At 62.8% G+C, this 25,827-nt stretch carries 25 protein-coding genes and 1 pseudogene; 14 read left to right on the top strand and 12 right to left on the bottom strand.

The features are described 5' to 3' along the window. Window positions 1-7 precede the first annotated feature (7 nt). Window positions 8-361, bottom strand: coding sequence for a hypothetical protein (locus tag ABNQ38_RS31975; RefSeq protein ID WP_377810316.1), 354 nt, complete (start codon window positions 359-361; stop codon window positions 8-10). A 474-nt stretch (window positions 362-835) separates the two neighbouring features. Here ABNQ38_RS31975 and ABNQ38_RS31970 point away from each other — a divergent pair. After that, window positions 836-1,929 (top strand): annotated as a pseudogene (locus ABNQ38_RS31970) (IS1595 family transposase). Window positions 1,930-2,396: 467 nt separating this feature from the next. Continuing rightward, window positions 2,397-4,991: a PAS domain S-box protein gene (locus ABNQ38_RS31965; protein ID WP_377810314.1), complete on the top strand. Its 2,595-nt coding sequence runs from the start codon at window positions 2,397-2,399 to the stop codon at window positions 4,989-4,991. Window positions 4,992-6,560: 1,569 nt separating this feature from the next. On the opposite strand, the gene ABNQ38_RS31960 is transcribed toward ABNQ38_RS31965, so the two are convergent. Beyond that, a protein-coding gene (locus tag ABNQ38_RS31960) for an IS5 family transposase (protein WP_377810313.1) occupies window positions 6,561-7,366 on the bottom strand; the annotation gives its coding sequence in 2 pieces (ribosomal slippage) (window positions 6,561-7,039 and window positions 7,039-7,366; 807 coding nt in all). 91 nt (window positions 7,367-7,457) lie between these two features. On the opposite strand from ABNQ38_RS31960, the gene ABNQ38_RS31955 reads away from it, so the two are divergent. Further along, complete coding sequence (locus ABNQ38_RS31955) at window positions 7,458-8,246, top strand: sensor histidine kinase (protein ID WP_377810312.1); 789 nt, start codon at window positions 7,458-7,460, stop codon at window positions 8,244-8,246. A 164-nt stretch (window positions 8,247-8,410) separates the two neighbouring features. On the opposite strand, the gene ABNQ38_RS31950 is transcribed toward ABNQ38_RS31955, so the two are convergent. Next, window positions 8,411-8,788: a response regulator gene (locus tag ABNQ38_RS31950; protein WP_377810311.1), complete on the bottom strand. Its 378-nt coding sequence runs from the start codon at window positions 8,786-8,788 to the stop codon at window positions 8,411-8,413. Between the two features lie 551 nt (window positions 8,789-9,339). Here ABNQ38_RS31950 and ABNQ38_RS31945 point away from each other — a divergent pair. Beyond that, window positions 9,340-9,552 carry a hypothetical protein gene (locus ABNQ38_RS31945; protein WP_377810310.1) on the top strand — a complete coding sequence of 71 codons (213 nt, stop codon included), beginning with the start codon at window positions 9,340-9,342 and terminating at the stop codon, window positions 9,550-9,552. A gap of 172 nt (window positions 9,553-9,724) precedes the next feature. Here the strand turns inward: ABNQ38_RS31945 and ABNQ38_RS31940 are convergent, their stop codons facing one another. Continuing rightward, a complete protein-coding gene (locus tag ABNQ38_RS31940; protein WP_377810309.1) occupies window positions 9,725-11,500 on the bottom strand; it encodes a CHASE3 domain-containing protein in 1,776 nt (591 codons plus the stop codon). A 195-nt stretch (window positions 11,501-11,695) separates the two neighbouring features. Between ABNQ38_RS31940 and ABNQ38_RS31935 the strand changes: the two genes are divergently transcribed. The 5 genes from ABNQ38_RS31935 (at window position 11,696) to ABNQ38_RS31915 (ending at window position 15,484) form a co-directional block, all read left to right on the top strand. After that, complete coding sequence (locus ABNQ38_RS31935) at window positions 11,696-11,851, top strand: hypothetical protein (RefSeq protein WP_377810308.1); 156 nt, start codon at window positions 11,696-11,698, stop codon at window positions 11,849-11,851. Beyond that, window positions 11,844-12,707: a sensor histidine kinase gene (locus ABNQ38_RS31930; RefSeq protein WP_377810307.1), complete on the top strand. Its 864-nt coding sequence runs from the start codon at window positions 11,844-11,846 to the stop codon at window positions 12,705-12,707. The genes ABNQ38_RS31935 and ABNQ38_RS31930 overlap by 8 nt, the downstream gene beginning before the upstream one ends. Further along, on the top strand, window positions 12,704-13,096 hold the full coding sequence (locus ABNQ38_RS31925; protein WP_377810306.1) for a response regulator: 393 nt from the start codon (window positions 12,704-12,706) through the stop codon (window positions 13,094-13,096). Before ABNQ38_RS31930 ends, ABNQ38_RS31925 begins: the two co-directional genes overlap by 4 nt. A 263-nt stretch (window positions 13,097-13,359) precedes the next feature. Further along, entirely contained in the window at window positions 13,360-14,982 is a 1,623-nt protein-coding gene (locus ABNQ38_RS31920; RefSeq protein WP_377810305.1) for a diguanylate cyclase domain-containing protein, read from the top strand. Between the two features lie 253 nt (window positions 14,983-15,235). Beyond that, window positions 15,236-15,484, top strand: coding sequence for a response regulator (locus tag ABNQ38_RS31915; protein ID WP_377810304.1), 249 nt, complete (start codon window positions 15,236-15,238; stop codon window positions 15,482-15,484). A 33-nt stretch (window positions 15,485-15,517) separates the two neighbouring features. Here ABNQ38_RS31915 and ABNQ38_RS31910 read toward each other — a convergent pair whose 3' ends face one another. Genes ABNQ38_RS31910 through ABNQ38_RS31900 form a run of 3 tightly spaced genes read right to left on the bottom strand, consistent with a single transcriptional unit; the run spans window position 15,518 to window position 17,808 of the window. After that, window positions 15,518-16,231, bottom strand: coding sequence for an IS6 family transposase (locus ABNQ38_RS31910; protein WP_377810303.1), 714 nt, complete (start codon window positions 16,229-16,231; stop codon window positions 15,518-15,520). Window positions 16,232-16,238: 7 nt separating this feature from the next. Then, window positions 16,239-16,433: a hypothetical protein gene (locus ABNQ38_RS31905; RefSeq protein ID WP_377810302.1), complete on the bottom strand. Its 195-nt coding sequence runs from the start codon at window positions 16,431-16,433 to the stop codon at window positions 16,239-16,241. Between the two features lie 43 nt (window positions 16,434-16,476). Beyond that, a complete protein-coding gene (locus ABNQ38_RS31900; RefSeq protein ID WP_377810301.1) occupies window positions 16,477-17,808 on the bottom strand; it encodes a hypothetical protein in 1,332 nt (443 codons plus the stop codon). Between the two features lie 356 nt (window positions 17,809-18,164). On the opposite strand from ABNQ38_RS31900, the gene ABNQ38_RS31895 reads away from it, so the two are divergent. Together ABNQ38_RS31895 and ABNQ38_RS31890 are read left to right on the top strand one after the other, a co-directional pair. Then, window positions 18,165-18,536 (top strand): hypothetical protein, encoded by a 372-nt coding sequence (locus ABNQ38_RS31895; protein WP_377810300.1) that lies wholly within the window; start codon window positions 18,165-18,167, stop codon window positions 18,534-18,536. A gap of 152 nt (window positions 18,537-18,688) precedes the next feature. Continuing rightward, window positions 18,689-18,943: a hypothetical protein gene (locus ABNQ38_RS31890; protein ID WP_377810299.1), complete on the top strand. Its 255-nt coding sequence runs from the start codon at window positions 18,689-18,691 to the stop codon at window positions 18,941-18,943. A 54-nt stretch (window positions 18,944-18,997) separates the two neighbouring features. On the opposite strand, the gene ABNQ38_RS31885 is transcribed toward ABNQ38_RS31890, so the two are convergent. The 4 genes from ABNQ38_RS31885 to ABNQ38_RS31870 form a co-directional block, all read right to left on the bottom strand. Next, a complete protein-coding gene (locus ABNQ38_RS31885; RefSeq protein WP_377811133.1) occupies window positions 18,998-19,627 on the bottom strand; it encodes a hypothetical protein in 630 nt (209 codons plus the stop codon). Between the two features lie 37 nt (window positions 19,628-19,664). After that, window positions 19,665-20,537 carry an IS21-like element ISAzs30 family helper ATPase IstB gene (istB, locus tag ABNQ38_RS31880; protein WP_377806510.1) on the bottom strand — a complete coding sequence of 291 codons (873 nt, stop codon included), beginning with the start codon at window positions 20,535-20,537 and terminating at the stop codon, window positions 19,665-19,667. Continuing rightward, complete coding sequence (gene istA / locus ABNQ38_RS31875) at window positions 20,537-21,820, bottom strand: IS21 family transposase (protein ID WP_377806509.1); 1,284 nt, start codon at window positions 21,818-21,820, stop codon at window positions 20,537-20,539. The genes istB and istA overlap by 1 nt, the downstream gene beginning before the upstream one ends. A 105-nt stretch (window positions 21,821-21,925) precedes the next feature. After that, window positions 21,926-22,234, bottom strand: a complete 309-nt coding sequence (locus ABNQ38_RS31870; protein ID WP_377810298.1) for a hypothetical protein — start codon at window positions 22,232-22,234, stop codon at window positions 21,926-21,928. A 152-nt stretch (window positions 22,235-22,386) separates the two neighbouring features. On the opposite strand from ABNQ38_RS31870, the gene ABNQ38_RS31865 reads away from it, so the two are divergent. After that, window positions 22,387-23,277, top strand: coding sequence for a hypothetical protein (locus tag ABNQ38_RS31865; RefSeq protein ID WP_377810297.1), 891 nt, complete (start codon window positions 22,387-22,389; stop codon window positions 23,275-23,277). Between the two features lie 93 nt (window positions 23,278-23,370). Continuing rightward, window positions 23,371-23,760 carry a DUF4167 domain-containing protein gene (locus tag ABNQ38_RS31860; RefSeq protein WP_376968071.1) on the top strand — a complete coding sequence of 130 codons (390 nt, stop codon included), beginning with the start codon at window positions 23,371-23,373 and terminating at the stop codon, window positions 23,758-23,760. Between the two features lie 320 nt (window positions 23,761-24,080). On the opposite strand, the gene ABNQ38_RS31855 is transcribed toward ABNQ38_RS31860, so the two are convergent. Next, entirely contained in the window at window positions 24,081-24,608 is a 528-nt protein-coding gene (locus ABNQ38_RS31855; RefSeq protein WP_376967725.1) for a 4-oxalocrotonate tautomerase family protein, read from the bottom strand. A 109-nt stretch (window positions 24,609-24,717) separates the two neighbouring features. On the opposite strand from ABNQ38_RS31855, the gene ABNQ38_RS31850 reads away from it, so the two are divergent. Next, the gene (locus tag ABNQ38_RS31850; RefSeq protein WP_377810296.1) at window positions 24,718-25,743 is read left to right on the top strand and encodes a GlxA family transcriptional regulator; all 1,026 of its coding nucleotides are present in this window, start codon (window positions 24,718-24,720) and stop codon (window positions 25,741-25,743) included. Window positions 25,744-25,827: the final 84 nt, after the last annotated feature.

The following is a 25,827-nucleotide window of genomic DNA, read 5'->3' as shown; positions in this document are numbered from 1 at the left end:
CTCGGCTTCAGCGGGACGCCTCTATACCCGCCAGAACCCTCACACCGACAGCCCCAGGCGATTTATGCGCCAACGTCCAGTCAAGCTGCTCCAGTGACCTCATGGTCTGAAAAGAAACTAAGCTGGCAAGATCAGAACCGACAACAGACAGAGATTTCAAGTGAATGAGTCGTCCAAACTGCTCCCGTTGCGCATCGATTCTGTTGATGCTGGACTGATTTGATCTCCAATCTGGGGTTCCAAGATCGAGCACCTGCAGATGCGTCAGGTCAAACAGAGTGTCCGGCAGCCTGTCTAGACCCAGACCGCGCAGGACAAGGGTGCCTGTCAGCCGCTCGGCCTCATCGGCGATGAGACGCAACGCAGTGCTCATGGCTTGGGGGGGGGGGTGTGGAGCCTGAGATGCCATCGCCATTACTGCCTGTTCAGTAACCTCATTCATAAAGAACAGCAGAGCTCTTGCAACTCAAAACGCGCATATCTCCGCGCTCAGTCCACATAAGGTAAACAAGGTGCCGCTCAATGCCTCGTCTGCTCCTTACTGTGACGGGAGCCCTTACGATAGCGCCCAATAGGCGGTCGTCCTCGCGTATACCGAGGGCCTTTATCTGTGACCAGTATACCGATCACCCGGCTCACGTGTACCGTGGTGGGTCGGCTCCATCGCTTCTTCGTAAAACAGGGTCCGGGCGTTATGACAAGCTGGCGCCGCAGGGGTAGAGGGCAGCGCGATAATTGTCAGCTAAACAGCGCCGCCATAATCAACCAAACACAGTAAAGCATAGCTTTCCCAGCGTTTACATGCGACTCTCAGCCATCAAGCACTGAGGGGACGATGGGATCGGTGCTCGAAGAGCTGACGGCCATTCGGACCGTGGCGGAGATGACCGAAGCGTTCCGCGACGAGGCGCGGTGCCGCCGGCTGGTTGAGGCGATGGTGTGGCCGAACGGACGGCTCTGTCCGGCCTGCGGCTCGCGGCGTTCGATCACCCTGGCCGGGCGCGACATGGGACGACGGTCACGGCCAGGGCTTTATCAGTGCTGCAATCCGGACTGCCGCTTCCAGTTCACCGTGACGACGCGAACCCCGTTGCATGGAACGAAACTGCCGTTGCGAAACTGGCTCATGGGGCTGTAGTTCATCCTGCAATCGGACAAGGGCATCTCGTCCATTCGTCTGGCCGAAGCACTCGGCATCAGCCAGCCGACAGCATGGCGAATGGGTCACGTCCTGCGGCTCCTAGTGTTGCGCGACCATCCGCTGGGCGGGACAGTGGAGATCGACGAGTTCCACTTCGGCGCCAAGCCGCGCCGGGATCCCAACCCTCCCAAGCTGGGGCGCGGACGCAAGGGCCATCCCCGTACGACGAAGACGCCAGCTCTCGCGGTCGTCCAGCGGCCAAGCAGTCGGGAACCAGGGACGCCGGCGGGCGAGGCCTGTGCCGCCGTGGTTGGTGATCTGTCGCTCGACGAGGCCGAGCGGGTGCTGGAAGCCGCTGTCGATCCTGACGCGCACCTGATGAGCGACGAATGGAAGGCGTTCGTCGCCATCGGCAGCGCATTCTTCGCTGCGCACGATACCGTCCGCCATTCCCAGCGCGAGTACGTTCGCGGCAGTGTGCATGCCAATTCGGCCGAGGGCTTCAACGATCGTGTCCGCGCACGATCGCCGGCGTCTTCCATCACATCAGCCCCGACCATGCTGACCTGTATTTTGGCGAGATCGGTTTCCGCTGGGCACAGCGCACGGTGGCAGGTCAGGCCCAACGCCGGACCCGCAAAGGGCGGACGGTGATCCAAATCCTCTGGTCCCGTGTTACCCCAGCGCTCCAGCTTCCGGCCGTTTTCCGTTATGCTGTTGGGCGCCAACTCCGGCGAACCAAGGACGGCGGGATCAGCATCCGCTCTGCTGTAGCTATCTTTGGTTGATAATGGCGGCGTTGTTTAGCTGACACCTATCGCGCTGCCCTCGGGTATGAGCGCGCGTTCTTACGGTGTTCCCACATCCCGGACAATCTGGTCATTCGACTTTGCGCATTCTGGGACTGCCGTCTCGCTTAGGAGCGAGTTCACAAGTCCAACAGTAGTGCTGGGTAGTGGAGACGACGGCGCATATCAGGCAATGTTCCATAAGCCGTCAAAAGAGGGAGGTGAGCATGTTGCTTTCGGTGGGCGACATAACGGCCTGCACGGATCATAGGTTTTATCTGTAAGGCTGATCTTCGGTTCTGATCCACACAAAAGAAGTTTATTGTTTTCTCACCATACCGTGCGGGCAGAGCGGGAAAATTCGGGTAGGCTTTACCATTTGGTATGGACCATTGGTTATTGCCCCAACAAACTTAGATGGTTGAGGTAATTTTGAGAAATCGCGCGCGAGGATTGTAATGGTCGGTATGAGCTTGCTGCGCAGACTGATGCTGTTCGTCATCCTGGCCATGCTGCCGATCGCCGCGGTGGAGACTTACAATCAAATCGCCATCCGCAAAGCCAGAGCTTTGGAGGTGCGTCAACAAGCGCTCAGTGCCGCCACTTTGATCGACGCAGCACAGGAACAGATTATCCAGAGCGTCCGGCAGATCCTCAGCATTCTCAGGAATTCGCCGGTCATCCTGAGTGGCAACTTTCCTGCTTGCCAGTCCGCTTTGGCACAGGCAAAGCAGGGATTTCCAGACTACATCAACGTTCAAGTGACGGACGTGAATAGGGTCATTCGCTGCGCAACCGATGCTCCCGCCATCGGCATCGATATCGCCGACCGTCCCCATGTCCTTGATGCTCTGCAAACCGACCGCTTCACCGTTGGCGAATACATCCGCGTGCGCAGCACCGGCGAACCGGCGCTGCCCTTCGCGATCCGATATACCGGTGCAGATGGTAGGGCCGGCGTGGTAACCGCCTACCTGACACTCTCGTGGCTGTCGGAATTTCTGCGAACCCACCCTCTCCCTGAGAACGCGGCGATGGTCATTGCCGACCGGGCCGGCGTCGTTCTGGGGCGCCTTCCGGAGCTTCCCGGCATCCTCGGCACGCCTTTGCCGGAGCGCTATAAGCCGCTGCTCACTGCCTTTGCGGCCGGCACAACGGAACTTGTCGACCTGCAGGGGATTGAGCGAGTGTTCGGGTATATGCCGGTTGGGAAAGGGGCCGAGGGACTGTTTGTCGCTGTTGGCGTCGATCGGGCAGCGGTGATGGCGCCCATCACTGACGCGGCCATTCGTTTTGCCATATCCGCCCTCCTGCTGGGGATCGTCGGGCTTCTGCTGGTCTGGTACGACGTGCAACGGCAGGTGGCCAACCCAGTGGCGGCGATGCTCGCGGCCACTACCCGCTGGCGGGCTGGCGATCACACGGCGCGGGCGGCTCTGACGCAGGGCAGTGCCGAGATCGTCGAGCTCGGCAGGGCCTTCGACGCCATGGCGGATAATCTGGAGACCGAGGAGCGGACCCGCAAGCAGGCAGAGGCTGCGCTGCGGTTGAGCGAAGCGCGTCTGCGATCCATCGTCGACACGGCTGTTGATGCGTTCGTGGTAATCGATCCCAAGGGCATGATCTGCTCGGTCAATCAGGCCGCAGAGCGCGTGTTCGGGCACCCTGCCAAGGCGATGGTGGGGAACAACGTCCGTATGCTGATGCCGGAGCCAGACCGCTCCCGCCATGATGCCTACCTCGCCAACTACCTGCACACCGGCGAGCGTCGGATCATCGGGATCGGACGCGACGTTGTCGGTCTGCGCCAGGATGGTTCAACGTTTCCGCTGGAGCTCTCCATTGCGGAATGGGAGGTTGCCGGCGAACGTCGCTTCACCGGCATCATGCGCGACATCACTCAGCGCCGAGAGGCGGAGGATCATCTTCGTCAGGCCAAAGGAGAGGCAGAGCGGGCCAACTTGGCAAAGTCTAAATTCCTGGCCGCCGCCAGCCATGACCTGCGCCAGCCGCTCCAATCGACCTACCTGTTCATGGAGGTGATCCGATCACGGGTCAAGGATGAGCGTACGGTCGTGGCGGTCGAGCACGTGCAAACCGGGCTGAATGCCTTGACGGATTTGCTGAACCGCCTTCTCGACGTGTCGCGCCTGGACGCGGGGGCTGTGCACCCAAGAGTGCAGTCAGTCCAATTGGACAGCGTACTGGCTGATCTGAGCGCCGGATATGCCGCTATGGCGGCGGCGAAAAAGATCGATTGGACGGTGAAAGACTGCGCAATGCTGGTCCAAACAGACCCTGTACTGCTATTGCAGATGCTGCGCAACCTGGCAGACAACGCCGTCAAGTATACGGAGCGAGGTGCGATCCACATCGAGTGCTTCGAAGCCGAAAATCATGCCCGGATTGTGGTGCGCGATACCGGGATCGGCATTCCTGCGGAACACATCAAGGAAATCTTCGAGGAGTTTCATCAGGTCGGCAACCCCGAGCGTGATCGGACAAAAGGACTTGGCCTTGGATTGGCGATTGTCCGCCGCCTCTCACGGCTGCTTGATCATCCTGTGGAGGTCCGCTCCCAACCCGCCATCGGTACAGAGTTCTGCGTGAACCTCCCCATATCCACTGAGAGTGTTCAGGCAAATGACAACAGCGATGAGGGAAACCATGGGGTGACAAATGGTCTATTGAATCGCTTTGTGGTTCTGGTGGACGACGACGCTTTTGTGCTGACGGCACTGGAGACCATCCTCATCTCCTGGGGGTTTGAGGTGTTGGCTGTGCCCTCTTCTGAGGCTGCCGTGGAAAGACTGCAGCTGATCGACAAACGTCCTGACATGATCATTTCCGATTACCGACTGCGCAACGGCAAGGTCGGAACGGCGGCGGTTAAGGCAATAAGGGAAACCATGGGGGCCGACATTCCGGCGCTGATCATCACCGGGGAAACGGGCGGTGATGCTTTGCGCGATGCTGCCGAACATCGCTTGCCCGTCCTGCACAAGCCTGTACCTCCCGGCATTTTGAGGCAGGAGATGACACGACGCATTGGAATCCAGTGAAGGGATGCGAGTGGCAGGGGACACTATGGCGAATTCCGAGGCGGCGTTTCTGAGACCTCCGACGCACGAATATCCTGCTCCAGCTTGTGGTTGGTGGTTAATGCCAGGACCTGTGTGTAAAATAGCACGTAGGTAGGCACCTAAGGGCTCTCATACTTTCAGTAGGTTGCTGTGCCGATCGGCGTCAAAACCCCGTGCCGATTCAAACTCCTGATTTGCCTATCCCTCAAATAGGGGCTGGAGCGGGTTCAGGGGGGCAGGTCACTTGATGTCAGGCCCCGTGCCGTCGGGCAAACCGGCGCGTGGGCTGAAGACCCTACCGTGCTGAAATCTCTCTTTCATAGCTATGATGATAGCGTTATGCCGTAGGTGGTAATTGGGGCGCAAGTGGCCTGCCCCCCGCGACCAGCCAGCGAGAGGCGCCATTCAGTGTTTCGGTCCCACACCGTGCCTGGTTCCGACTATCACCGGACCAAAATGAGTCGCGGCGTCGGCCTCAAGTTCTTTGTGGTGCTCCTTATCGGATGGGCTGTGCCCACGCTGGAGGTGGAAGCCGCATCAGAGAGGCGCGTGCTGTTTGTCTCCTCCTTCAGTCCAACAGTCCGCTGGACGGAGACGATGCTCAGTACCGTCAATGCGGAGTTGGAAAGGCATGATCAGGCGGTCAATCTGTACGTCGAGTTCCTCGATCGCGCGCGACTACCCGACCGGCCCGACTCCGCCGACTGGGCGGCATTCCTAGCCAGCAAGTACCGGGATGTCCGGCTGGACGCGATCATCGCGGACGGTGCGCCAGCCATCCAACTGGTTGCTGAAAACAAGACCCGCTTGTTTGGCACTGCGCCCGTGGTTGGCATCTTTCCCAATTTCGATGATCTGCCGGAGGCGGCTCGGCACGCTGTGACCGTGAAGGTGATGACCGGACCGCACATTGATCAGACCGTCGATATGGCCTTCACTCTACAGCCGGCGGCCCGCCGTCTAATCATCGTATCGGACGACAGCCCGCTGTCCCACCATCTGGCCAAGATCATCCGTGCCGCTGTAACGCAACGCACCCTGCGTGCTCCCGGTCGCCAGATCGATATCCAGCATGTCTTCGACAGGCGGCTTGAGGATCTGGAGGCGATGTTGAGAGCTCTATCCAGTGATTGCGTCGTCCTCTACACCCATTTGTCGATCGACGTCACCGGGCGGCATTTTCGGCCCGAGACCGTCGCCGCCCGTTTGGCCAAGGCCTCGGCGGTGCCGGTGTATGCCCTGTTCGGATCCGATGTCGGCAGTGGGGTGGTCGGAGGATTGGTCAACGACCCGCAAATCGCGGGACGGGTTGCGGTCCAGGCGGTGGTAGGTCTTTTGGGCGAGGCCCCGGCATTGCCGGGCGACATCCGTTACTCGTCTGGACCAGTGGTCGACTGGCGGCAACTGCGGCGGTGGAGACTTGCGGAAGCGGACTTGCCGCCCGGAACGGAGATCCGCTACCGCGAGCCATCCCTGTTTGAAGCCCATTTTGCCCAGGCACTCGCCGGACTTATCTTCATCATCGTTCTCAGCGTGGCTTTAGAGCGCCTAACAGAACCATCTCTGGACGAAGCGCCAGCAGATGAGGCCGGCGGCAATGTGGTGGAAGGCGGTGAAGATGTCGGCTCGGCGTTCATAACGGACGGCGATACGGCGGAAGCGGGCAAACCAGGCCAGGGTTCGCTCGACCACCCATCGGTGCCGTCCCAGGCGCTCGCTGCTCTCGATGCCGCGTCGGGCGATGCGTGGAATGATCGCGCGGCGGCGCAACGCCCGCCGGCAGTGGGCAAAGTCGTAGCCCTTGTCAGCGTGCAGTTTGGCCGGACGACGTCGTGGCCGGCCGGCACACTGGCGGATTGCCGGTACCGCATCGACCAACGGCTCCAACAGCTTGCTGTCGTGCCGGTTGGCGGGAGAGATCTTCAAGGCGAGCGGGATGCCATTGGCATCGACGAGGATATGCCGCTTGGAGCCCGGCTTTCCACGGTCCGTCGGGTTCGGGCCGGTCTCCTCGCCCCCCTTTTTGCCGGGATGGCGGCGCTGTCCACCGCAGCCCGCTCCCAGTTGATGGCGTTGGCATAGCCGAGCCGGTCGAGCAGCAAACGATGCAACCGCTCCCAGACGCCGGCCTGATGCCATTCGTGCAGCCGGCGCCAACAGGTCATGCCTGAACCGCATCCCATCTCCACCGGCAGCAGTTCCCAGGGAATGCCGGAGCGCAATACGAACAGGATACCGGTCAGCGCCGCGCGGTTGTCCAGCCGAGGCCGCCCGCCTTTCGGCTTAGGCGGCTCCGGCGGGAGCAAGGGCTCAATCAGTGCCCACAGGGCATCGGAGACGAGAGGTGCAGCCATGCCCCTCCCAACAGCCCAATCCCCGTTTTGTTAGGCGCTCTTAGCCGTTATCCTCTTCCTGTATGCGCAGCGTGTGCGCCTTGGCAAAGCCTTGCAGGAAGCCAACGGCCGATTGGAAGAGCGGGTGGTCGAACGCACGCGCGACATCGAGCGGGCACTCAGCGGCGAACGTGAGGCGCGCCGACGCCTGCGGACCTTTCTTGACATGGCAGCGCACGAGTTCAAGACGCCATTAGCGGTCATTGACAGCGCAGCACAGATGCTGGTCGACACCGCCCAGGAGGGGGTTGGCAAACGTCTGATCCTGATCCGTCGCTCGGCACGCCGGGTCAGCGATCTGATAGAAACCTGCCTCACAGGGGAGCGCGTCGACGAGGAGGTGCCTATCCGCCCCATCCCCTTCACCCCGGCAACATTGATCAACCGTGTGGCCGAACGGCAACGCGGGCATGGCGCCGCCATCTCTGTGGCTGATGGCGTCCACTTGCCAACGATCTGCGTCGCCGATCCGGACCTGCTGGGGATTGCGCTTGATGCGCTGCTCGACAATGCCCGGCGCTATGGTGGAGACGGGGAAGTTATTGAGTTGGAGGCTCACAGTGACGGTGCCGTGCTGATCATATCCATCGCCGATCGCGGGCCGGGCATACCCTGCGAGGAACGTGAGCGCATCTTCGAAAAATATTATCGCGGCGAGGGCAGCCGGAACACGCCGGGCACCGGCATAGGCCTCAACATGGTGAAAGTGATTGCCGATCTGCATGGCGGGAGCATCGTCCACCATCCGCGGCCAAGTGGTGGCAGCGTCTTTGTTCTCACCATTCCCCTGAGCCGAACTGACACCGTGACCGATAGAGAGCCTTCTCCCGCCCAAGCATAGGCATTTCCGGCGCCGGTGGTTGCCGGTAGTGCTGCGCATGCCGGCAGACGTCGGCACCGCCCGCGCCCCTGGCCGACCACCCCACGCCCAACAAAGGCAATTTGAAGGGAGCGCCCATAAGCATCGCAACAGGCCCAGCAGCCCCCCGTTGCGCGCCGCACCCCTCAGGGGGCCGGAGCCGTCCGGCGGGCGAGAATGGCTCTGACCGTTGGCGCCAAAGCGGACACTGCATAAGGCTTGCGCAGGACCGTCAGGCGCCCCGGCTCCTCGTCCGGAAGATGCTCGCTGTAGCCAGTCATGACGATGATCGGCAGGTCGGGCCGACGCTGCCGGATCATCCGGATCAGCGCCTCGCCGCCCATCACCGGCATGCGCATGTCCGTGAGCAGGATGTCGGCCGGATCGGCGGCGTCGGCCTCGATGGCCTCCAGCCCATTGTGCGTGACGGTGACCCGGAACCCCTCGGACTCCAGAATTTCGGCCACCACCAGGGCAACCAGATCCTCGTCCTCGGCAAGCAGAACATGAAACAAGCCGGACATGGATCGCACCATAGGGTTTTAAGTTCCTTGGAAATACCTGAACAAACATAAATTTGATATCCTAAAATGATTTCGACACTACACCTAATTAATGACCGCCCTGGATGAAATGTAATTTTCTGTTGTTGCTAGGGCAGATTAATTCTGCGAGTTGGTACGATTTTCTCTTCTTGCCCAGCCCGCCGGGCATACCTCAAGAACACGCCGGTCGAGAAAGCAAACACGGGGCAATTTGCAAAACCGCCCTCCACAACCGAAAGCGAGGGGGGAGGGTCGGATGCGCAGGGGAGAGACGGCACCATACCGCAGCGTTACAGCACGCGGTAACAGAGTGGCATTTCCCAGATGTTCGACATCTCTGTACAGCCGCCCTCGAATTCGTCAACAGTGTCTGCTGCTGCCCAGACCCCGGTTAGTGTGGTGGGCGTCAGCTGGCATGTCCTGTGCTAAAGCCTTTGCTAGGGCCTGCCCTGCAAGCACCGCATGCGCTGGAATGACTCCGGTAACCTTTGGCTGTCATGAAATGGGCATCCAGCCAGGAAACAGATGTCATGGCCTCCACCATCCGTAAGTCTTCTCCGCCTCACTGCACGAACTGCAACAAGCCGGTGCTGCTGGGTCAGCCCCGCTGGGCAGGCGATCCAAATGATCGTCTCTGGCACTACGCCTGCGCCGAAGCGGCCGGCTTCACCTGCTCGGCCGAAGACTCCCCGTTCAACTGGCGGGCACTAGGGCTGCTTCCGCAGTTTTCGGCTGTGCTGTAACGTCGATCACGTTCATTGGCGCACTTGCCAAGCGGCGCAGGACCTCCAGGTGCAGCGCCCCGACGTCATGTTGAACTGGGGCGGCGACCATCTGCGGCGGTCGGCCATACCCTCGGTTCAGAACCTCCTGGCAGGCAGCCAAGGCAACGCGTTCATGCCGGATATACCATCGTCATGATGCTGTATTGGGCAGTCTGATTTCTGGAAGTTCAATCCAGAAGCGGCTGCCCGCCCCGACGGAGGAAACAACGCCGCAGCGACCTCCCATTTTGCCAATAGCTGTCCAAACGATCCCCAGACCTACGCCGCTGCCCTCGTAGGCGTCCGCTCCATGCAACCGCTCGAACGGCTGGAAGATGCGCGATTGATGCTCGGGTGCGACGCCGATCCCATTGTCTTCGATCCACAGCCGGACCACAGCGGGCCGGCACTCGGCCCACACTCGAACCCGCGGCACAGTTCCAGGGGCTACGAACTTAACGGCGTTCGTCAGAAGGTTCTCGACGACCTGCCGCAACGCCGTGGCATTGCCCAGAACGACGGGCAACGGGCGGGCAACATTTACCTCGGCTCCGCTGGCCTGAATAACCGCGCCAAGGTCGGCAAGCGCGTTCCACAGCAACCGGTCGAGATCGACGCACTCCACTGAAAATTGACCCTGTTGCAGCTGGCTGTAAGCCAGGACGTCGCCAATCAAGTCGTCCATGCGTTCGGCGGCCGCCATGACCCGCTGCAGATGCCCACATGCCGCCTCGAGTAACCCGTCGCCGAGATCCTCGCGAGCGGCTTGGGTGAAGCCCTCTACAGCACGTAAGGGTCCGCGCAGATCGTGGAAAACGGTATGCGCGAAGGCATCGAGCTGTCGGTTGGCCTCAAGCAGGCCGGCCGTGCGTTCTTCGACGCGCTGCTCCAGATCCTCGTTCAGGCGGCGGATCTCCATCTCGGCGGCCTTGCGGGCGCTGATATCCTCCAACACGCTGATAAAATAATCGGGGCTACCGTCCACTTTGCGGACCAGCGAGGCGGTCAGATTGACCCACACGGAGGTCCCATCCTGACGCAGATAGCGCTTTTCCATGGAATAGGTCGCCAAGTCACCGCGCAGCAAGGCCGCCACCTGCGCCTCATCGCCACCCAGGTCATCGGGATGCGTGATGTCTTGAAACCGTCCAGCCAGAAGCGCGGCGCGCGTCCACCCGACGATCGTGCACAGCCGGTCGTTCACCCGCAGCCAACGTCCATCCAATCCAACGTGGGCTATGCCCACGACGGCCTGGTCGAAGGTCGCCTGGAAACGCACTTCGCTACTCTCCAGATTCCCCAGCGCGGTGTCGCGTGCCCTTTCAGCATGCTGGCGGTGGGAACGATGGCGGCGCGCCACGAGGTGATAGGACAGCGCCGCGCAGAGGCACGCGAGGCTGCTGGAAAGCAGAGCGACGCCCATCGCCACGCGCCACCGCCACTCGGTGGCCTGCGTATGCTCCTCCAACACGTTCCGTTCTTCGGCCGCCATCGCCGCCACCTCGGCGCGAATGGCATCCATGATCTGCTTGCCGCTGTCCGTTTGGACCACGCTCAAGGCGGCATCAGAACCTCGGGTTTGCCGCAACCCGACGGTGAGGGCAAGTTCATCGCGTTTTGCCTGAGTGAGGTCGCGGAGACGTGGCAGATGATGCCGGATCGCCGGCACCAGCACCAGCACCAACTGGGTGAGGCGGTGATCGATGGCCTGTTGGGCCGCATCATACGGCTCCAGGTACTTGGGATTTCCGGTGAGAAGATACCCGCGCTGCCCGGTTTCAACATCTTTGAGGTCGGACAGCAGTTGCTCCGTGATCAGGATGATGCGATCGATGCGTTGCATCAGGGCACGGGCTTCATCGACCTGCCGCAGTATCATCGTCAACGTCAATCCAGTCAGAGCCAGCAAAATCAGCGCGGCAACCACACCCCACCCCGTTTGGCGGGACGGCGGCCGGTCAGGTTCTGTCACCTCTGAGGAGACTACCGCTCGTGATATTGCCATGGGGAACTTTCCATCTCAGCATTCACGACATTCCAGACCCGTGCTTGTTCAACAACATAGCTGGCTCCAATTCATGCCGGCCAGAAGTCTACCAAGCCGATCAAGCCGGAGGCATGAATGCGGGCCATTTTCATCGACGACGATGCGGACAGCCGGGCGTTGGCGGCTCGTGCGGTCATACGTGAGTTTCCTGGGACTGAGGCGGTGGAAGTAGCCGACCTGGAAGCCCTGCAGGTCGCGCTCGATGCCGGGCCAAGATTTGATCGTGACTGATTACCGGCTTCAGTTCTCCACCGGGTTGGAGGTGCTCCGAATGGTCCGTGAGCGTCTGCCGGAGTGTGTGGTGGTGATGTTCACCGGCACCGGCACGGAGGAAGTCGCAGTCGAGGCGATGAAGGCCGGACTCGACGATTACGTGGTCAAGCGCCGCAATCATCTGCCACGCTTGGTGGCGTCGATCCGCAGTGCCCTGGACCGGGCGGACACGCGACGCGCGTTGCGTGCATCGCAAGCAAACCATCAGGCTGCGCAGGAGGAAAAGGGGCTGTTGCTGGAGGAGCTCTACCACCGTCTGCACAACAACCTTCAGATCGTCGCCAGCCTGATCACCTTCTCGGCACGAAGCTTTTCCGATCCGGCGGTGCAAGAGGCTTTTACCGACATCGTCGAACGCATCCACTCGCTGACTTTGCTCCAGGAACGCCTGTACCGCAGCCGTGACCTGCGCCAGATCGACATGGCTGGCTATTTGGAGGACTTGGTTTCCCGTCTGATCCTGGGTTATGACGGCAAACTGGAGGTCGCACTTGAGCTTGTGCCCCTGGCCCTGCCACTGGATCGTGCGTCACCAGTGGCCCTGCTCGTAAACGAGCTTCTGCTGGATGCGGTGAAGCGAGCGGTGAGCACGGACGGTAAATTGCGGGTGAGGTTGGCGCTGACGGAGGAACGGACCGAGATGACGGTCATAGTGATCGGTAGCGCTGGACGGCTGCTGCCGGAGGACACCCTGTCCTTCCAAATCGCCTCTCGCCTGGCGCGGCAGGTGAAGGCGACCGTGAACTTTTCCGCGGGTGAGCCGGGGAGCACATGCACGGTGATTCTCCCGCCGGTGGACATGGGGCGGACATGAGCATGCTCCGGGTTCTGGTCGTCGAGGACGAGTTCCTGATCCAGGATGCCGTGGTGATGATCATCGAGGAGGTGCCGGGCTGCCATGTGGTCGGTGCCGTCGACAGCGCTGACGCGGCGTTGGAGTTGATAAGCCGCGCACCGGTCGATCTCGCGGTACTCGACATCAAGCTGCCGGGCACCATGGACGGCGTGGACTTGGCGCACGAATTGCGCCGCCGCCATGGCGTGCCGGTGGTGTTCCTAAGCGGCTCGGGAGACCCGACGACGATGCGGCGAATTGAGGCTTTCGGTCCGTTGGCTTTCTTGCGCAAGCCCTTTCATCCTCAGGAACTCAAGCGCCTTATTGCGAATCGGAAGGCAACCGACATGTCGTCGGTTCCTGTCTAGGCTTCAACTTCACACGCTCTGAAATGATTGCCGTTCAGAAACGGATTCAACCTCGTCAAGGGCGAGCACGGACCCGAAGACTTCAATCTGATTCTGTACGTGCCGCAGATGATACAGGATTGTCTGGTTGCGGAACGGTATTTGGACGCAGTAAAACGATTTGGGCAACCCGACCCCTTTCATGTGTAGACCTGCTGGCGCATACTCCGAAAGAGTGATAGCCTACATACTATAGTATGCAGAGCGAGATGCGGAGCCGCTCCATGGCCTGGAAGCGTTGGGGTCTACAGGGTGCAACGGCCGCCTCCAGCGCCGCTCTCATTCTGGGCGTGTCCACCCTATTGAGTGTCGTGGCAGGAGCCCGATCCGAGCAGCAGTTAGAGCAGGAGATTGGCCGCTCACTTTCGGAAGCGGCCTTTCAGATGTCTGAGAAGCTGGACGCGGACATGTGGGCCCGCTCCAAACAGATCCGCGTTCTGGCAAAAATTGACGCGGTTCGCGATTGGGCGATCGCCCAGAAAATGGTCGACGAACTCAAGGCGACGGACCCCACACTTGCCTGGGTTGGCGTCACCAACACCACAGGAACCATCGTAGCGTCGAGCGGCGGGATCCTCCTTGGTGCCGATGCGTCCTCACGGCCGGTCTACCAGAATGGCATCAAGGGCCACTTTGTTGGAGACGTTCATGAGGCGGTGATGCTTGCCAAGCTCCTACCGAATCCCACCGGCGAACCGATGAAGTTCGTCGACGTCTCCACACCTCTGAAGGACGATAGCGGCACCACCGTCGGGGTGCTGGCAGCACACTTCTCGTGGGCATGGGCGCGTGAGGTTCAACAAGTGTTGTTCCGGCCAATGCGCGACCGGCGGGGTTTGGAGTCCTTCATCGTCAGCACTGACGGTACGGTGCTTCTCGGGCCTGAGGGATCACTGGGGCGTGCACTGCCGATCGCCAGTGTCGCTGCATCCAAAGCGAACGGCACCGGTTGGGCAACTGAACTCTGGCCTGATGATCAGACATATGTAACCGGCTATGCCCATGGCGTCGGGCACTCGGATTATCCAGGACTGGGTTGGAGTGTGCTGATCCGGCAGCCCGTGGAGGCGGCCTACGCGAGCGCCGTGGCGCTGCGGCACGAGATCATGCTCTGGGGCTTGGGGTTTGCCACGGTGTTCAGCGTCGTTGCGTGGTTCGCGGCGGGTTGGATCGCTCGTCCCCTGAGGGCAATTGCCAATGCTGCCAACCGTTTGCGTCATGGCGAACCCGGTGTGGAAATTCCGGCGGTCGGCGGCGCTGCCGAGGTTGTGAATTTGTCAGGTTCACTGAGGGCTTTGATCGCTTCGCTGACGGATACGAAACAGGCTTTGGCTCAGATGGAAGATGCCGCCTATCAGGACCGATTGACGGGTCTGCCGAACCGGCGTTTCTTCGAGCAGTACGCCGCATCCCTGATGCAGCGTCCCGGCACCCACCCCTTCACTCTGTTGTATATCGACCTGGACGGTTTCAAGCCGGTGAACGACACGATGGGACACCAGGCGGGTGACGCTGTACTCCGTCAGGTCGCCGCTCGACTCGCATCTTGCCTGCGCGGAGAGGATGTTGTGGCACGACTCGGTGGGGATGAATTCGTCATCGTTCTCAGCGCAAGCCCTGGGAAAGCCGACCCTGCCCAAGAGGATATCGCACAGCGCCTCATTTCGGCTGTCAATGAGCCGGTGCTTGTCGCCGGCAAAGTCGCCCGGGTGGGATGCAGTATCGGTATTGCAACGTGGCCACAGGATGGTGTGACGCTGATGCACCTTCTGGAAGAGGCCGACCGGGCTCTTTATGCGGCGAAGTCTGCCGGCCGGAACTGTGCTGTCAATGCCTTTGGCAAGTGAGCGCCTGTTGATCTGTGTCTACCCAAGGTTGGATCGGCCACGGATAATGTGAAGGGATAACATCGCATCATCTCGTGATGGATCTCATCTGAACGAAATTGGCCCGGCCTCTCCCCGCTATTTGATTGGTAGCTAAGACCAACGCATACGCCGTTGTTTGCTGCGACAACGATCTCGCATACCTCTGGCCAGCTTGGTTTTGTCATTAAACTAAGTTAAGTGTGAGCTATCTCAACGCCAATGTGATCAACCGATGACGGTCCGGCCCCACATCATCCTGGCAGAAGACGAAGAACTCGTTGCCGCTGCGTTGGCTGAATTTTTAGAGACCGAAGGCTTCAGGGTTACAATCACCCATGATGGAGTGCAGGCCCTGGAGGCCGAAGAAAAGGATGCGGCCGACCTACTTCTGACTGACATGCGGATGCCGGTACTGGACGGAGAGGGCCTGATTAGAAGCGTCCGAGCCGGGCGCCCAAACCGGTTCCGTTGCAAAGTTTGATGGCGGGTGCGGTGAGCCGCGGTATCGACACCGTCAGGCGGCCGCTCCGAACAGGTTGGCGATGAAGGTCGCCTGGGCGGGCATGTCGTTGGCAGGCATGGCGGCAACCTGCCCTTTGCGCACCATCGCCATCATCTCGTAGCCGGCGAGCGTCCGGCGCGCGGTGTGGAAGCCCTGGAACCCGAGCCCCGGCCGGACCAGCCGTTTGATCCGTCGGTGATCCTGTTCAACAATATTATTGAGGTACTTAACCTGGCGCAGCTTGGCGAAACGCCACAGCTCGCCGGCCTGCTTCATCGTCTTGGTCGCGCTCGGGTAGGCAGCGTTCTTGTCCACGGTGAGGGTGCGCGGGTTCACCGTGTGCGCCTGCTTCAGCGCCTTGCGGAAGAAGCGCCGGGCGGCGGCCGCATCGCGCTTGGCGCTGAGCAGGAAGTCGATGGTCTGCCCGTGCGCATCGACGGCGCGGTACAGGTACATCCATCGCCCCTTCACCTTCATGTAGGTCTCGTCCACCCGCCAGGAGCCGGTGGTCATCCGCAGGTGCGGGCGGATGCGCTTGTCCAGTTCAGGCGTGTAGGCCTGGATCCAGCGGTAAAGCGTGGTGTGATCGACTGCCACGCCGCGATCGGCCAGCATGCGTTCGAGGTCACGGTAGCTGATCGGAAATTGCAGATACCAGCGCACCGCCCACAGGATCACCTCCGCCGTGAATTGTCGGCCCTTGAACGGGCTCTTCCCGCTGCGCATCACCGTGTCACCCCAGCCGCCGAAAGCGGCCGGGTTTTACCCGATCTCCGCCCACCGTCAAACTTTGCAACGGAACCGAGATGTCTAGGCAGGCATTGACCTGACGCTGTCTATCAATGGAGCGAATACAAGACCGTTCCTTCGTGAGCGAGATCACCCAGAACCCCGACGACGCGGCGATCGCCGCCACCATCATCGCCATGGCCCACCGGCCGCCGGCAGCCTCGCCGTGCCGGTCTGAGCGCTCAGGCCTGCTTGAGGAACAGCGGCGCCGACGGGTTGTTGAGCGGAGCCCCGACCACCGTCCAGCGGCCGGCGCGGTACTGGAACAGCTCGAAGCGCGCGGTCGGCCGGCCGCTGCGGTGCAGGAGGACGATGCCGTCGTCCTTGGTCCGCCAGGAGGCCTCGGTCTCGCGGCCGCCCTCGACCCGTCCGTCCGGCTGGAGGCGCAGGACGGACAGGCGGTTCCCGCCGGCATCCTCCAGCACCCAGTCGCCGGCGGTCACGTCCACCGGCAGTGCTGCCGCGGCGGCGGGGGGCGGGGCGGCGGGGTCCGGCCGGCGGGTCGCCGGCGCGCGCAGGACATAGACCTGCGCCGGATCGGCCGGGGCGTGGCCGCGCAGCACCCCGTCGCCGGCGACGGCGGGGAACAGTAGGGCGGTGCGGCCGTCGGCGTCGTAGAAGGTCAGGCCGCCGTCCTCGACCGACCAGAAGCGCGCCTGCGCCTCGTTGCCGCCGGCGATGACGCCGTCCGCCGCCAGGGTGAGCGTGCCGGTCGGCGCGCCGTCCGCCGGGCCGAACGACCAGACGCTGTCCTCCAGCCCGCCGGGGGCCGGGGCGGGCTGGGACTCCACCGATGCGGGAGCGGGTGTCGGGATCGGGGTCGCGGGGGGCGGTGCCGACGTGAAGGTGGGCGCCGGTGCCGGAAGGGGATCGGGCTGGCTGCTGTTGCCATCGACGACGCGCAGCGAGGAGACCGGCACGGTGCCGTACTGGCTGGTGAAGGTCAGCGTCCAACCGTTGCCCTGCTGCTGCGAGACTCCGGAGATCTGGTGGTTGCCGGTGTCGTAGACGGTCAGCGACCCGGCGACCTCGACCGCCAGCCGGCTGGTGCCGCCGAAATAGGCGTAGCGCAGGTCGTTCTGCGAGCCGCTGGAGTTCGGCACGCCGAGATCCGCCGGCCACCAGTTGCCGCCGCCGAACCCCATGCTCATCCCGGAGGAGAGGGAGGCGCCCTGGCCCTGCTGCTGGTGCTGCCACGACGGGGTTGCCGGCGTCGGTGCGGCGTCCTGCCACAGGCCCTGCTGCGGGTTCAGCACCAGGCCGGCGAGGTCGTTGCAGAGATTGTCGACGGTGGCCTTCAGCGCGTTGTTGAACAGGTCGCTGACCATCGTCATGCCGCCCTGCATCCACTGGCCCGAGCCACCGAACTCCGGATGGCTGAACTGCGCCATGGTGCCGCCGCCGTTCAGAAGTGCTGTCAGCATGGACTGCGCGGCGTCGGTGCTGACGCCCTGGCGGCTGGCGATCTCCGCAAGGCGGTCCTGGCCGGCCGCCGTCAAAACCCGCATCGCCATGGCCCGTCTCCCGCCTTTGCACCGCATCTCCGCCACGTCGCGGAGCGTCTCGCGTCTCCTTATCATGGAGGACATCCGGCGTCACCCGCGCACGGGAGCGCTGGCACCGGGGCAGGAATGCCTCAGCGTTACACCAACGGTGGCCGGGACGCGCGGCGGATGAGACGAATGGGACAGTATGGAACATGGAACGTCGTCATGTTCGATCCGGCGCGGGTGGCAAGCGGGACGGAAAAGGGCCTTGCAAGTCCTTTTCCCCCTGCGGCAGGGCAATCGCATTTGGAAACTACATTCCTTGGAAAGGACCTCCGTCATCCCCGCTAAGGCGGGGATCCAGAGTTTCCAGGGCGAATCTGATGGATTGCGTGTTCTCGGCCGACTGGTTGCCGCTGGTCACTGCGCCGACTTTCCTAGAAGCCCTGGCGAAGCTGGAGGATTTTCTGGCCACGCTGCCGGCGGAGATGATCGGCCGGAATACCGTGTGGGCGGATGCCATCTACTCGGCGCTGGAGCAGCTCCACGAGATGCGCGTCGAGCGCAAAGACTATGGCGCGACGCAGCGTCAATTCGCCGCTCTTCCGAAGACGTTCCAGGATGTGCTCGACCAGGCGCTACGTCCGGCATCCGAGCCGACCGCTGCGGTCCGTCAATCGGGTATGCCGCTATTCGTCCTTGAGGAGTATCACCCTTCTGGAACCGGTAGATCGCACGGCTCATCCGCGAACTGACGCGCCCGAAACCGAAGGATTTGCGCCGTGAATATAAAGTTAGAATTACCGGCTGCCGGGCGCGGCCGTAATGCCGGCAATCCCCATAAGCCGCTGCCGGGACAACGTACCGTTCTTGCAAATGTTGGAACTCCGGGAGGGGAGGATTTATCATGATTGAATTTGCGGGACATTCCTACCCCGACATGGCGGCTCTCGGCCGGTCAGGGCGCAAGGCTGCCGCCGCTGTCATCCACGCGAACGGCGATCCGCTCGGTGCCGCCGCTGATCTGGCCGGAGCGGTGTTGCCTCTCATACCTTCGGCCGACACGCCACATGCCGATCTGCCGAATCTGCTGCAACTGGTGTCACTCGTTCTCCAGGACGGCTTGGCTGCTCACAACCGTCGGCTCGGCATCGCTGCATAGCGTCTAGAAAGGGAGGCTTTCGACAGAGCAAGTTAGCCTCACAAACGGCGCCCCTCAATCAGAAGAAAGACAGCTGCCACAACAGCGGCCGGACGCATCCGTTCTCGCTGCGTCGGCAGGGCGAAATTCCGGCGTGGGCCGAGGAACCGGCGGTAGCGTGCACAGCCACTCCTCCAGGGTCTCAGGCGGCGGGTCTGCCGCGGCGGGCGGCCTTTCGAGGGATTGGACGGCGTCCGATGCCTGCGGTGCCGGGCCCGGCTCGGCGGTTCGGGGCATGGGCTTCTCAGCAAGCTTCTCAAGAGACCTCTTGGCGGATCGGCCGGGGCTTGGCGCCTTGTGGCGCGGTACGGACACAGCCGGGGGCAGGTTCTTCCCGGATTCGGGCGGTGGCGGTCGTCGGGCGGGTGGCGCCGGAGCCGCTTCTCCCGGACCTAGCATCGCGCCGGGCCGTACCTCGCCATCCTCGTCGAGCCGGGCGGCGTAACGCGTTCCCGCGGAGGAAATGAACTCCCCCTCCCCGGTCGGACGTCCGCCTTTGAAGGAGCCGACGTAGCGATGGCCGCCCGGAAAGGTCAGTGTCCCATTGCCGGAGGCGTGGCCGTGGCGGTAGGTGCCGGTGAAGGACCGCCCATTCTCCCATTCGACATGGGCCTCGCCTGTAAAGGCCGAATGAAGTTTCCCCAGAACGGTCGGTCGAAAAATCCCCAGATGGTTTGAAGGGCTATGGATTGGCTTCGGTGTCGGCGCTCCTTCCTTTCGGTGGCCGCCCTCGGCGCCGTGGTGCCGGTGGCGGAGCGGTGATCGGCCGGCTGCGGTTGTTGTCCGGCATCAGTTCGGCGTGACGGCGCAGGCGGTAGCTGGCACCTTCGATCTGCACCACCACGGCATGGTGCAGCAGGCGGTCCAGCAGGGCGGAAGCGACGACGGTGCCGCCGAAGACATCGCCCCATTCGGAGAAGCCGCGGTTTGAGGTCAGGATCATGGCACCGCGTTCATAGCGGGCGTTGACGAGCTGGAAGAACAGGTTGCCGCCACCGGGTATCACCGGCAGATAGCCGATCTCGTCGACGATCAGCAGCTGTGGCCGACACAGGAAGCGCAGGCGTTCCCGCAAGGTCCCTTCACGTTCGGCCTTGGCCAGCGAGCTCACGATGTCGGCCAGGGTGGCGAAGTAGACCGAGCGGCCGGCCTTAACGGCCTCCACTCCCAAAGCAAGCGCCAGGTGCGTCTTGCCGCAGCCGGGCTGGCCGAGGAAATGGACCACCTCGTGCCGGTCGACAAAGTCGAGCTGCGCCAAGGTCATGATTCGATCGCGATCGAGGGAGGGTTGGAAGGAGAAGTCGAAGCCGGTAAGCGTCTTGATGGAGAGAAGCCGGCCCATCTTCAGGGCCGCCTTGATGCGACGTCCCTCGCGCAACGTCAGTTCCTCGCCCAGCAGGGCGTCGATGGCCTCCAGGGCGGAGAGTTCGCCGCGTTCCAGCCGGCGTAGGATGTGCTCCAGCGCTTCCAAGGCGCGCGGCATCTTCAGCCCAACCAGATATTGGCGAATGCGGTCGAGGGTGGCGGGGCCGGCTTCCAACGGCGTGGCGCTCATCACGGGCTCCCCGGCTGGTTGGCCAAATGGCGGCCGATGGTGTCGTAGATGGCCAGCGAGCGAGGGGTGACGGTGCCGCCCTGCAGCGGAGGTGCCGGGGGCGTGGCGACCTCCCTGGGCGTCTGGCTGTTGGGCGGTGGAGGCTGGGTCCGATGGCCGGTGGCAATGCGCCGCTGGCCTCGTCCTTCCAGCGCCGGGTGGGATGCGACGGCTATGCCGTCCTCCAGGATGGTGACAGTGCCGGCGGTGACCTGCACCTCCACCGTCCGCCGGCGGGTGCAATCCGGCACGGAGTAGAGGTTGCCGCCGACCGACACCATGCCGTCTCGGGTGACACGGCGCTCCAGGGCCAGCACGCTGTTGAAGGGGCCGGCCGGCAGCGGCTTGAGGTGGGAGCGCTCCTCGGCGAAATGCTCGGCGACGATGCGCTGGGTGGTGGCGTGCCGACGGCGGTTGGCGAGCTGATCCAGCCACTGGGTGAACTGGATGTTCAGGTCCTCGAGATTGCGGAAGCTGCGGGCCAGGAAGAAGTCCTCGCGCACGTAGCGGAAGGGCCGTTCGACTTTGCCCTTGGTCTTGGCGCGGTACGGCTTGCAGGCCTTCGGCAGGAAGCCGTAGTGGCTGGCCAGGGAGAGGAGCTTGGGATTGTAGGCGATGCCTTGGGCCGGTTGATCGGGGTCTTCGACCTCGCCCAGCACGGCGGTTTTCATGCGGTCGTAGAGGATTTGTTCCGGCACGCCGCCGAAGCTGTCGAAGGCGGCAATGTGGCAGCGGAGCACGGTTTGCAGGTCCTGGCGGGCGACGAAGCGGGCCCACATCATGCGGCTGTGGCCGAGCACCATCGAGAACAGCCAGACGATCCGCTCCACCTCGGGCTCTTCGGTGAAGGTCGTCTTGAAGAAGGCAAAATCGACCTGGGCCTGCTTGCCGGGCGGCGTCTCGAAGCGACGCTCGAAGGACGGTGACGGGGTGGGACGGATGGCGCGAACCACGGCTTTCAGGATGGTATAGCCGCCGGTGTAACCGCGCTCCGTGAGTTCCCGCAGCAGTCGCCGGGCGCTGAGATCGGGAAAGGCCTGCAGGCGTTCGCGCAGATAGGGCTCGAAGGGCGTGAGCAGCGTCGGCCGAGCCGGCCGAGGGGTGTAGGCGGGCGCCTCCAATCCGCGGGCGATGTATTTGCGGATGGTCTTGCGATCCAGGCCGGTGCGGCGTGCGATCGCCGACACCGACAGGCCCTCGCGGGCGAGATCGAGAATCATGACGAGTTCTCCAAGTCTGACCACCGGCCCTCTCCCTCAGCCTCGGAGGGTGATCATGGGCGACGGGCGGCCGCAGGGCTCCGGGGCGTACGCCCCGGAGCCCTGCCGTTGCGTCAGCCTGGGGAATTTTCAGCCGCCCTTTCCGGGGAGTATCCAATCGGCACTGACATCGCCCTCCAATCGACCGGCCACCAGGGTCCCCTCCGCCCAACCGGCCGACTGGCCGTTGGTCGTCCAATCCAGCACTCCACTGCCCTGGGCAAAGCCGTCCCGGCACTGGCCCGCCCAGCGGAAGCGTTTCCGGTTGCCGGGCTCCTGGTCCCGGACGCGGCAGCCGCCGGTCAGGTCCGATGCCTGCCTTTCCGTGGCGGGAGCAAGGCTCGATGCCATCGCCCCCAGCAAGACGGCAAAGCCGAAGATCACTGGCCGGACACGCATGAACAGGCACTCCAGACGCACTCGAACCGTGGCGAGAGGAAAGGGTAGCCGCACCTGTCCATCCCCCTCTGTGGTCTGGCTCTCAAACCGCGCTCGATCGGCTGGCGGGGGCCGCGCTACACTCGCTTCCGGTGCAGCGTCGGAGTTTGGCGATGAAAGCGTTCGCGGTCGCTCTTCTGCTGTGGACGGTGGGAACGGCGCAGGCGGCGCCCCTCGATCGGTATCTGGCCGTACGTGACCGACACATCGCCGCCCTTAACCGGGAGGCGGAGGCCGGTGGCGTCGACAGCGCGAGCCGGAAGGAGGCGGACGCCCGCCGCGAGCTGGAAGGGATGCTCAAGGCTATGGTCGGGCCGGTCGCAGTCCGGGGCTTTCCTGCCGATGGCCGGATTAGCCTGCAGACTCTGCTGAAGGAGTTGGGCTTCGGCATGCTGGACGGCATCGCCTACGGCGAAGCGGACAACCAGCGGGTCGTCGTCGCCACTACGGAGGAGCTGCTGCGGAATTGGCTGAAGGAGCATCGTGACTGGTGGCCAGGGCTTGGCCGCATGCCGCAGGATCCCAGGACGGCCCTCGGGGAGGAGGATTTCTACACCCAGGCGATCAGCACTGAGGCCGCGGTTGCCCGCTTCGCTGATCTGCCGGTCAAAGCCCGAGGGGCGGGGTTCGCCGTCGCCATGCTGGCGGCCGCCCGGCAGGACATCGGGCTGGGGGTGCCGGACCGGATCGTCCTGTCGGTGGTCCAGGGCGGCCGGGTGTTCGTCGCGGTCGAACCTGTCGCCGCGCCCATCGCACTCATCCCTGCTTGCGACGCGTTGTGGACGCAGCACGAGGAGGCCGCCCGGCGCGCTTGGAATGTCTTTTCTGCCTCAAAACAGGACGAGGCGACGCGTGAGATGCTCTTCAAGAAGGCCACCGGTCTGGAGACGGAAGGCGACAGAGCCTACCGCCGCTGCTTCGCACAGCGGCTCTTAAGGGAGGCTGCCTTTCAGGCCGTGGTCCAGCAGGCGCAGGCCCTGATCGACCGCCTACCGCTGCCCTAAGAGCACCTTACTCTGTCGAAGTCCTCGCGCACCGAGCCATTGAGCCGTTCCGCTCATTCTTCCAAGAAGGGGCGGTATGGCTATTCCGCCGGCATGACGGCGCCAGCGCCGGCGGCGCCATTCGCGCACCGGCAGACCCACCGTGTCGGAGAATTTCCGCGCGTTGTAGCGATGCACGGCGTAGACTCTGCCCGGTCAAAGGATGCCCCTCCACTCTATCCAAGGAAGTCGGTAGGCCCCATGCCACCCTCCAGGCCCTACGTGCCAGTACCGCGACCAAATTTCAGCAAGCCCCGTCCCACCACTGCCGCCTCGACCGGCGTTCGACCAGCCCCCGCGCGTGTGAATGGATCCGCGCTTCAAAAGCAGAGTCAATGGCTCGCCCGCGCTGCCGATGCCGAACGCACCGGAGATGGCGTGGAGGCTGAACTGTGCCGGCAATATGCCGAGCATTGGTTCCGCGTCTTCCGAGGACAGGATTGAGGAAGATGAGCTGGTGTCTGGATTATGACCGATGCTGGCGAAGAGGTTGTCGTTGATGCTCGCTACATCGTCGATGCAGAAACCCCGACCGATCCAGAATAGGAGCCTTCTGCCGTCTATGCGCGACCAGACCGCCGACAACGGCGGTATGGGCACCTTGGGGCCACTACGCGAACGTGCTTCTTTCGAGTAGTGACCCCAGTCCGGCCAAATCTGATCATGCCATCCGGAAGCCTCGGCAGATCCGCTTTAGATCGACTGGCTTGGCCGGGAGAGGCTGCCTCTGATGTCCGAAAGCTCCAGGCGCAGCTGGGTCGACCTTAACCGGCTCCTCTTCCAATGGCATCAGCCATACTCGCAATGACGTCCAACGCTTTCGTCCTGCGGCGGCGGGCCAGCCTTTCGCTACCCACACTGCGGTCCTGATCCCCGGAGATGAAAGCCTGGATCTCTGGAAGGTGACGGATTACGCCGCGGCTGCCCCAATGGCCGTCGGGCACCTCAGTCGGGAAAACCCAGACCCTCGGAGCGACATCCTCAAAGCGTCCACCATCGGCACGGACGATAGCTTCCGTCAGTTCCTTGACCAGACGCGCCATGGACTCCTGCGTGTACTGCCCCTCTGGGACGCTCGGGACGATCCGATAGCGCGGCGCTGCGGCGGGAAGGCCACCGACGAAAGTAGCGTCGGGCCGATGGAGGAAAAGCACGGATACGCTCTGCGCGACCTCGTTGGCAGGGTCGAACCCTTCGGCCCGGAGCAGGATGTCGGTCATCTCCTTGAGCAACCGCGCCTCGACGTCTTGCGCTAAGGCGCCCTTCGGAATCACCACGTCGATCATCGGCATTCTTGCATCTCCTTTATCTGCAGCCTTGACGGTTTGCATCATGCGGCTTGAGTACGGCGTGCGGGAGTGGCAGATTTGACGATGTTCAAGGCAAATCAGACAGGGCGCGATGATCATCCGGTTTTGGGTCTGTGACGGCACCCTGTCGTCCGGCGTGGCCGGTCCGGTGGATGTCTTTGCCGTCGCAAACATGCTGGCTGCCAAGCGAACGGGTCCCGGCGGGCGGCCGCCGTTGCGGTGGTCCGTTGAATCCCTGGACGGTCGCCCGGTCCAAAGCGCGTCCGGACAGATGATTGCGGTCGATGGCCGCATCAATCCCGAAGCGCCAGCCAACGCCATACTGGTGACGGCGCCATACGCCCCGGACATCGACAAATTTCTGGAACGCCGCGAGGAGGTCGCCGCACTGACGCGGGCGCTGCGGCGGCAGCACGAGAGAGGGGCGGTGTTGGCATCCTACTGCACCGGCAATTACCTGCTCGCCGAGGCCGGTCTGCTCAATGAACGGCCGGCGACCACGCACTGGGCGAAAGCCAGGGATTTCAGCAGGCGTTATCCACGGGTCGCGCTGCGCGCTCAGGAAATCCTTACCGAGCAAGACGGTATCCTGTCCGGCGGCAGCGTGACTTCGTATCTCACGCTCGCAATAAGGCTCGTCGGCAGGCTGTCCGGCGCGGAACTCGCTGCCGCCACGGCCAGGATGCTGCTGATCGACACCAATCGGGTCTTGCAAGCACCGTTCGCGACGCTGATTGAGGAGCATGGACATGGCGACCGGCTCGTCGCCCGTGCCCAGCGCCGGATGGCCGCGACCATTCAACAGGCCTCATCCCTATCAGAACTCGCCACCCATCTCGCGGTCAGCGAGCGGACGCTCAACCGTCGCTTCAAACAGGCGATCGGGATCGGTCCTTTGGAATATCTTCAGGCGTTGCGGGTGGAGATCGCAAAGCAACTGCTGGAGGCAGGAACTTTGAGCATCGATGAAATCTGCCTGCGCGTCGGCTACGCGGATAGCAGCACGTTCAGGGCGCTATTCAAGCGCTTGGTCGGGCATTCGCCGCGTGAGTATCAGCGGTGGTCTCAACAGTTGCGGCCACAATGCAACGCCGCAACGGAAAATGCCGTTTGCTGACAGACGAGGCCGCTCACGGATATGCCGGCGGTTCGACGGCAGCCTGTCGGAAGCATCCGACAACGATTTGAATATCTTCAATGT

It is taken from the genome of Azospirillum sp. A29 (assembly GCF_042604625.1).
Taxonomy (GTDB): Bacteria; Pseudomonadota; Alphaproteobacteria; order Azospirillales; family Azospirillaceae; genus Azospirillum; species Azospirillum palustre.
This window is presented reverse-complemented; position numbering and strand designations above follow the sequence as displayed.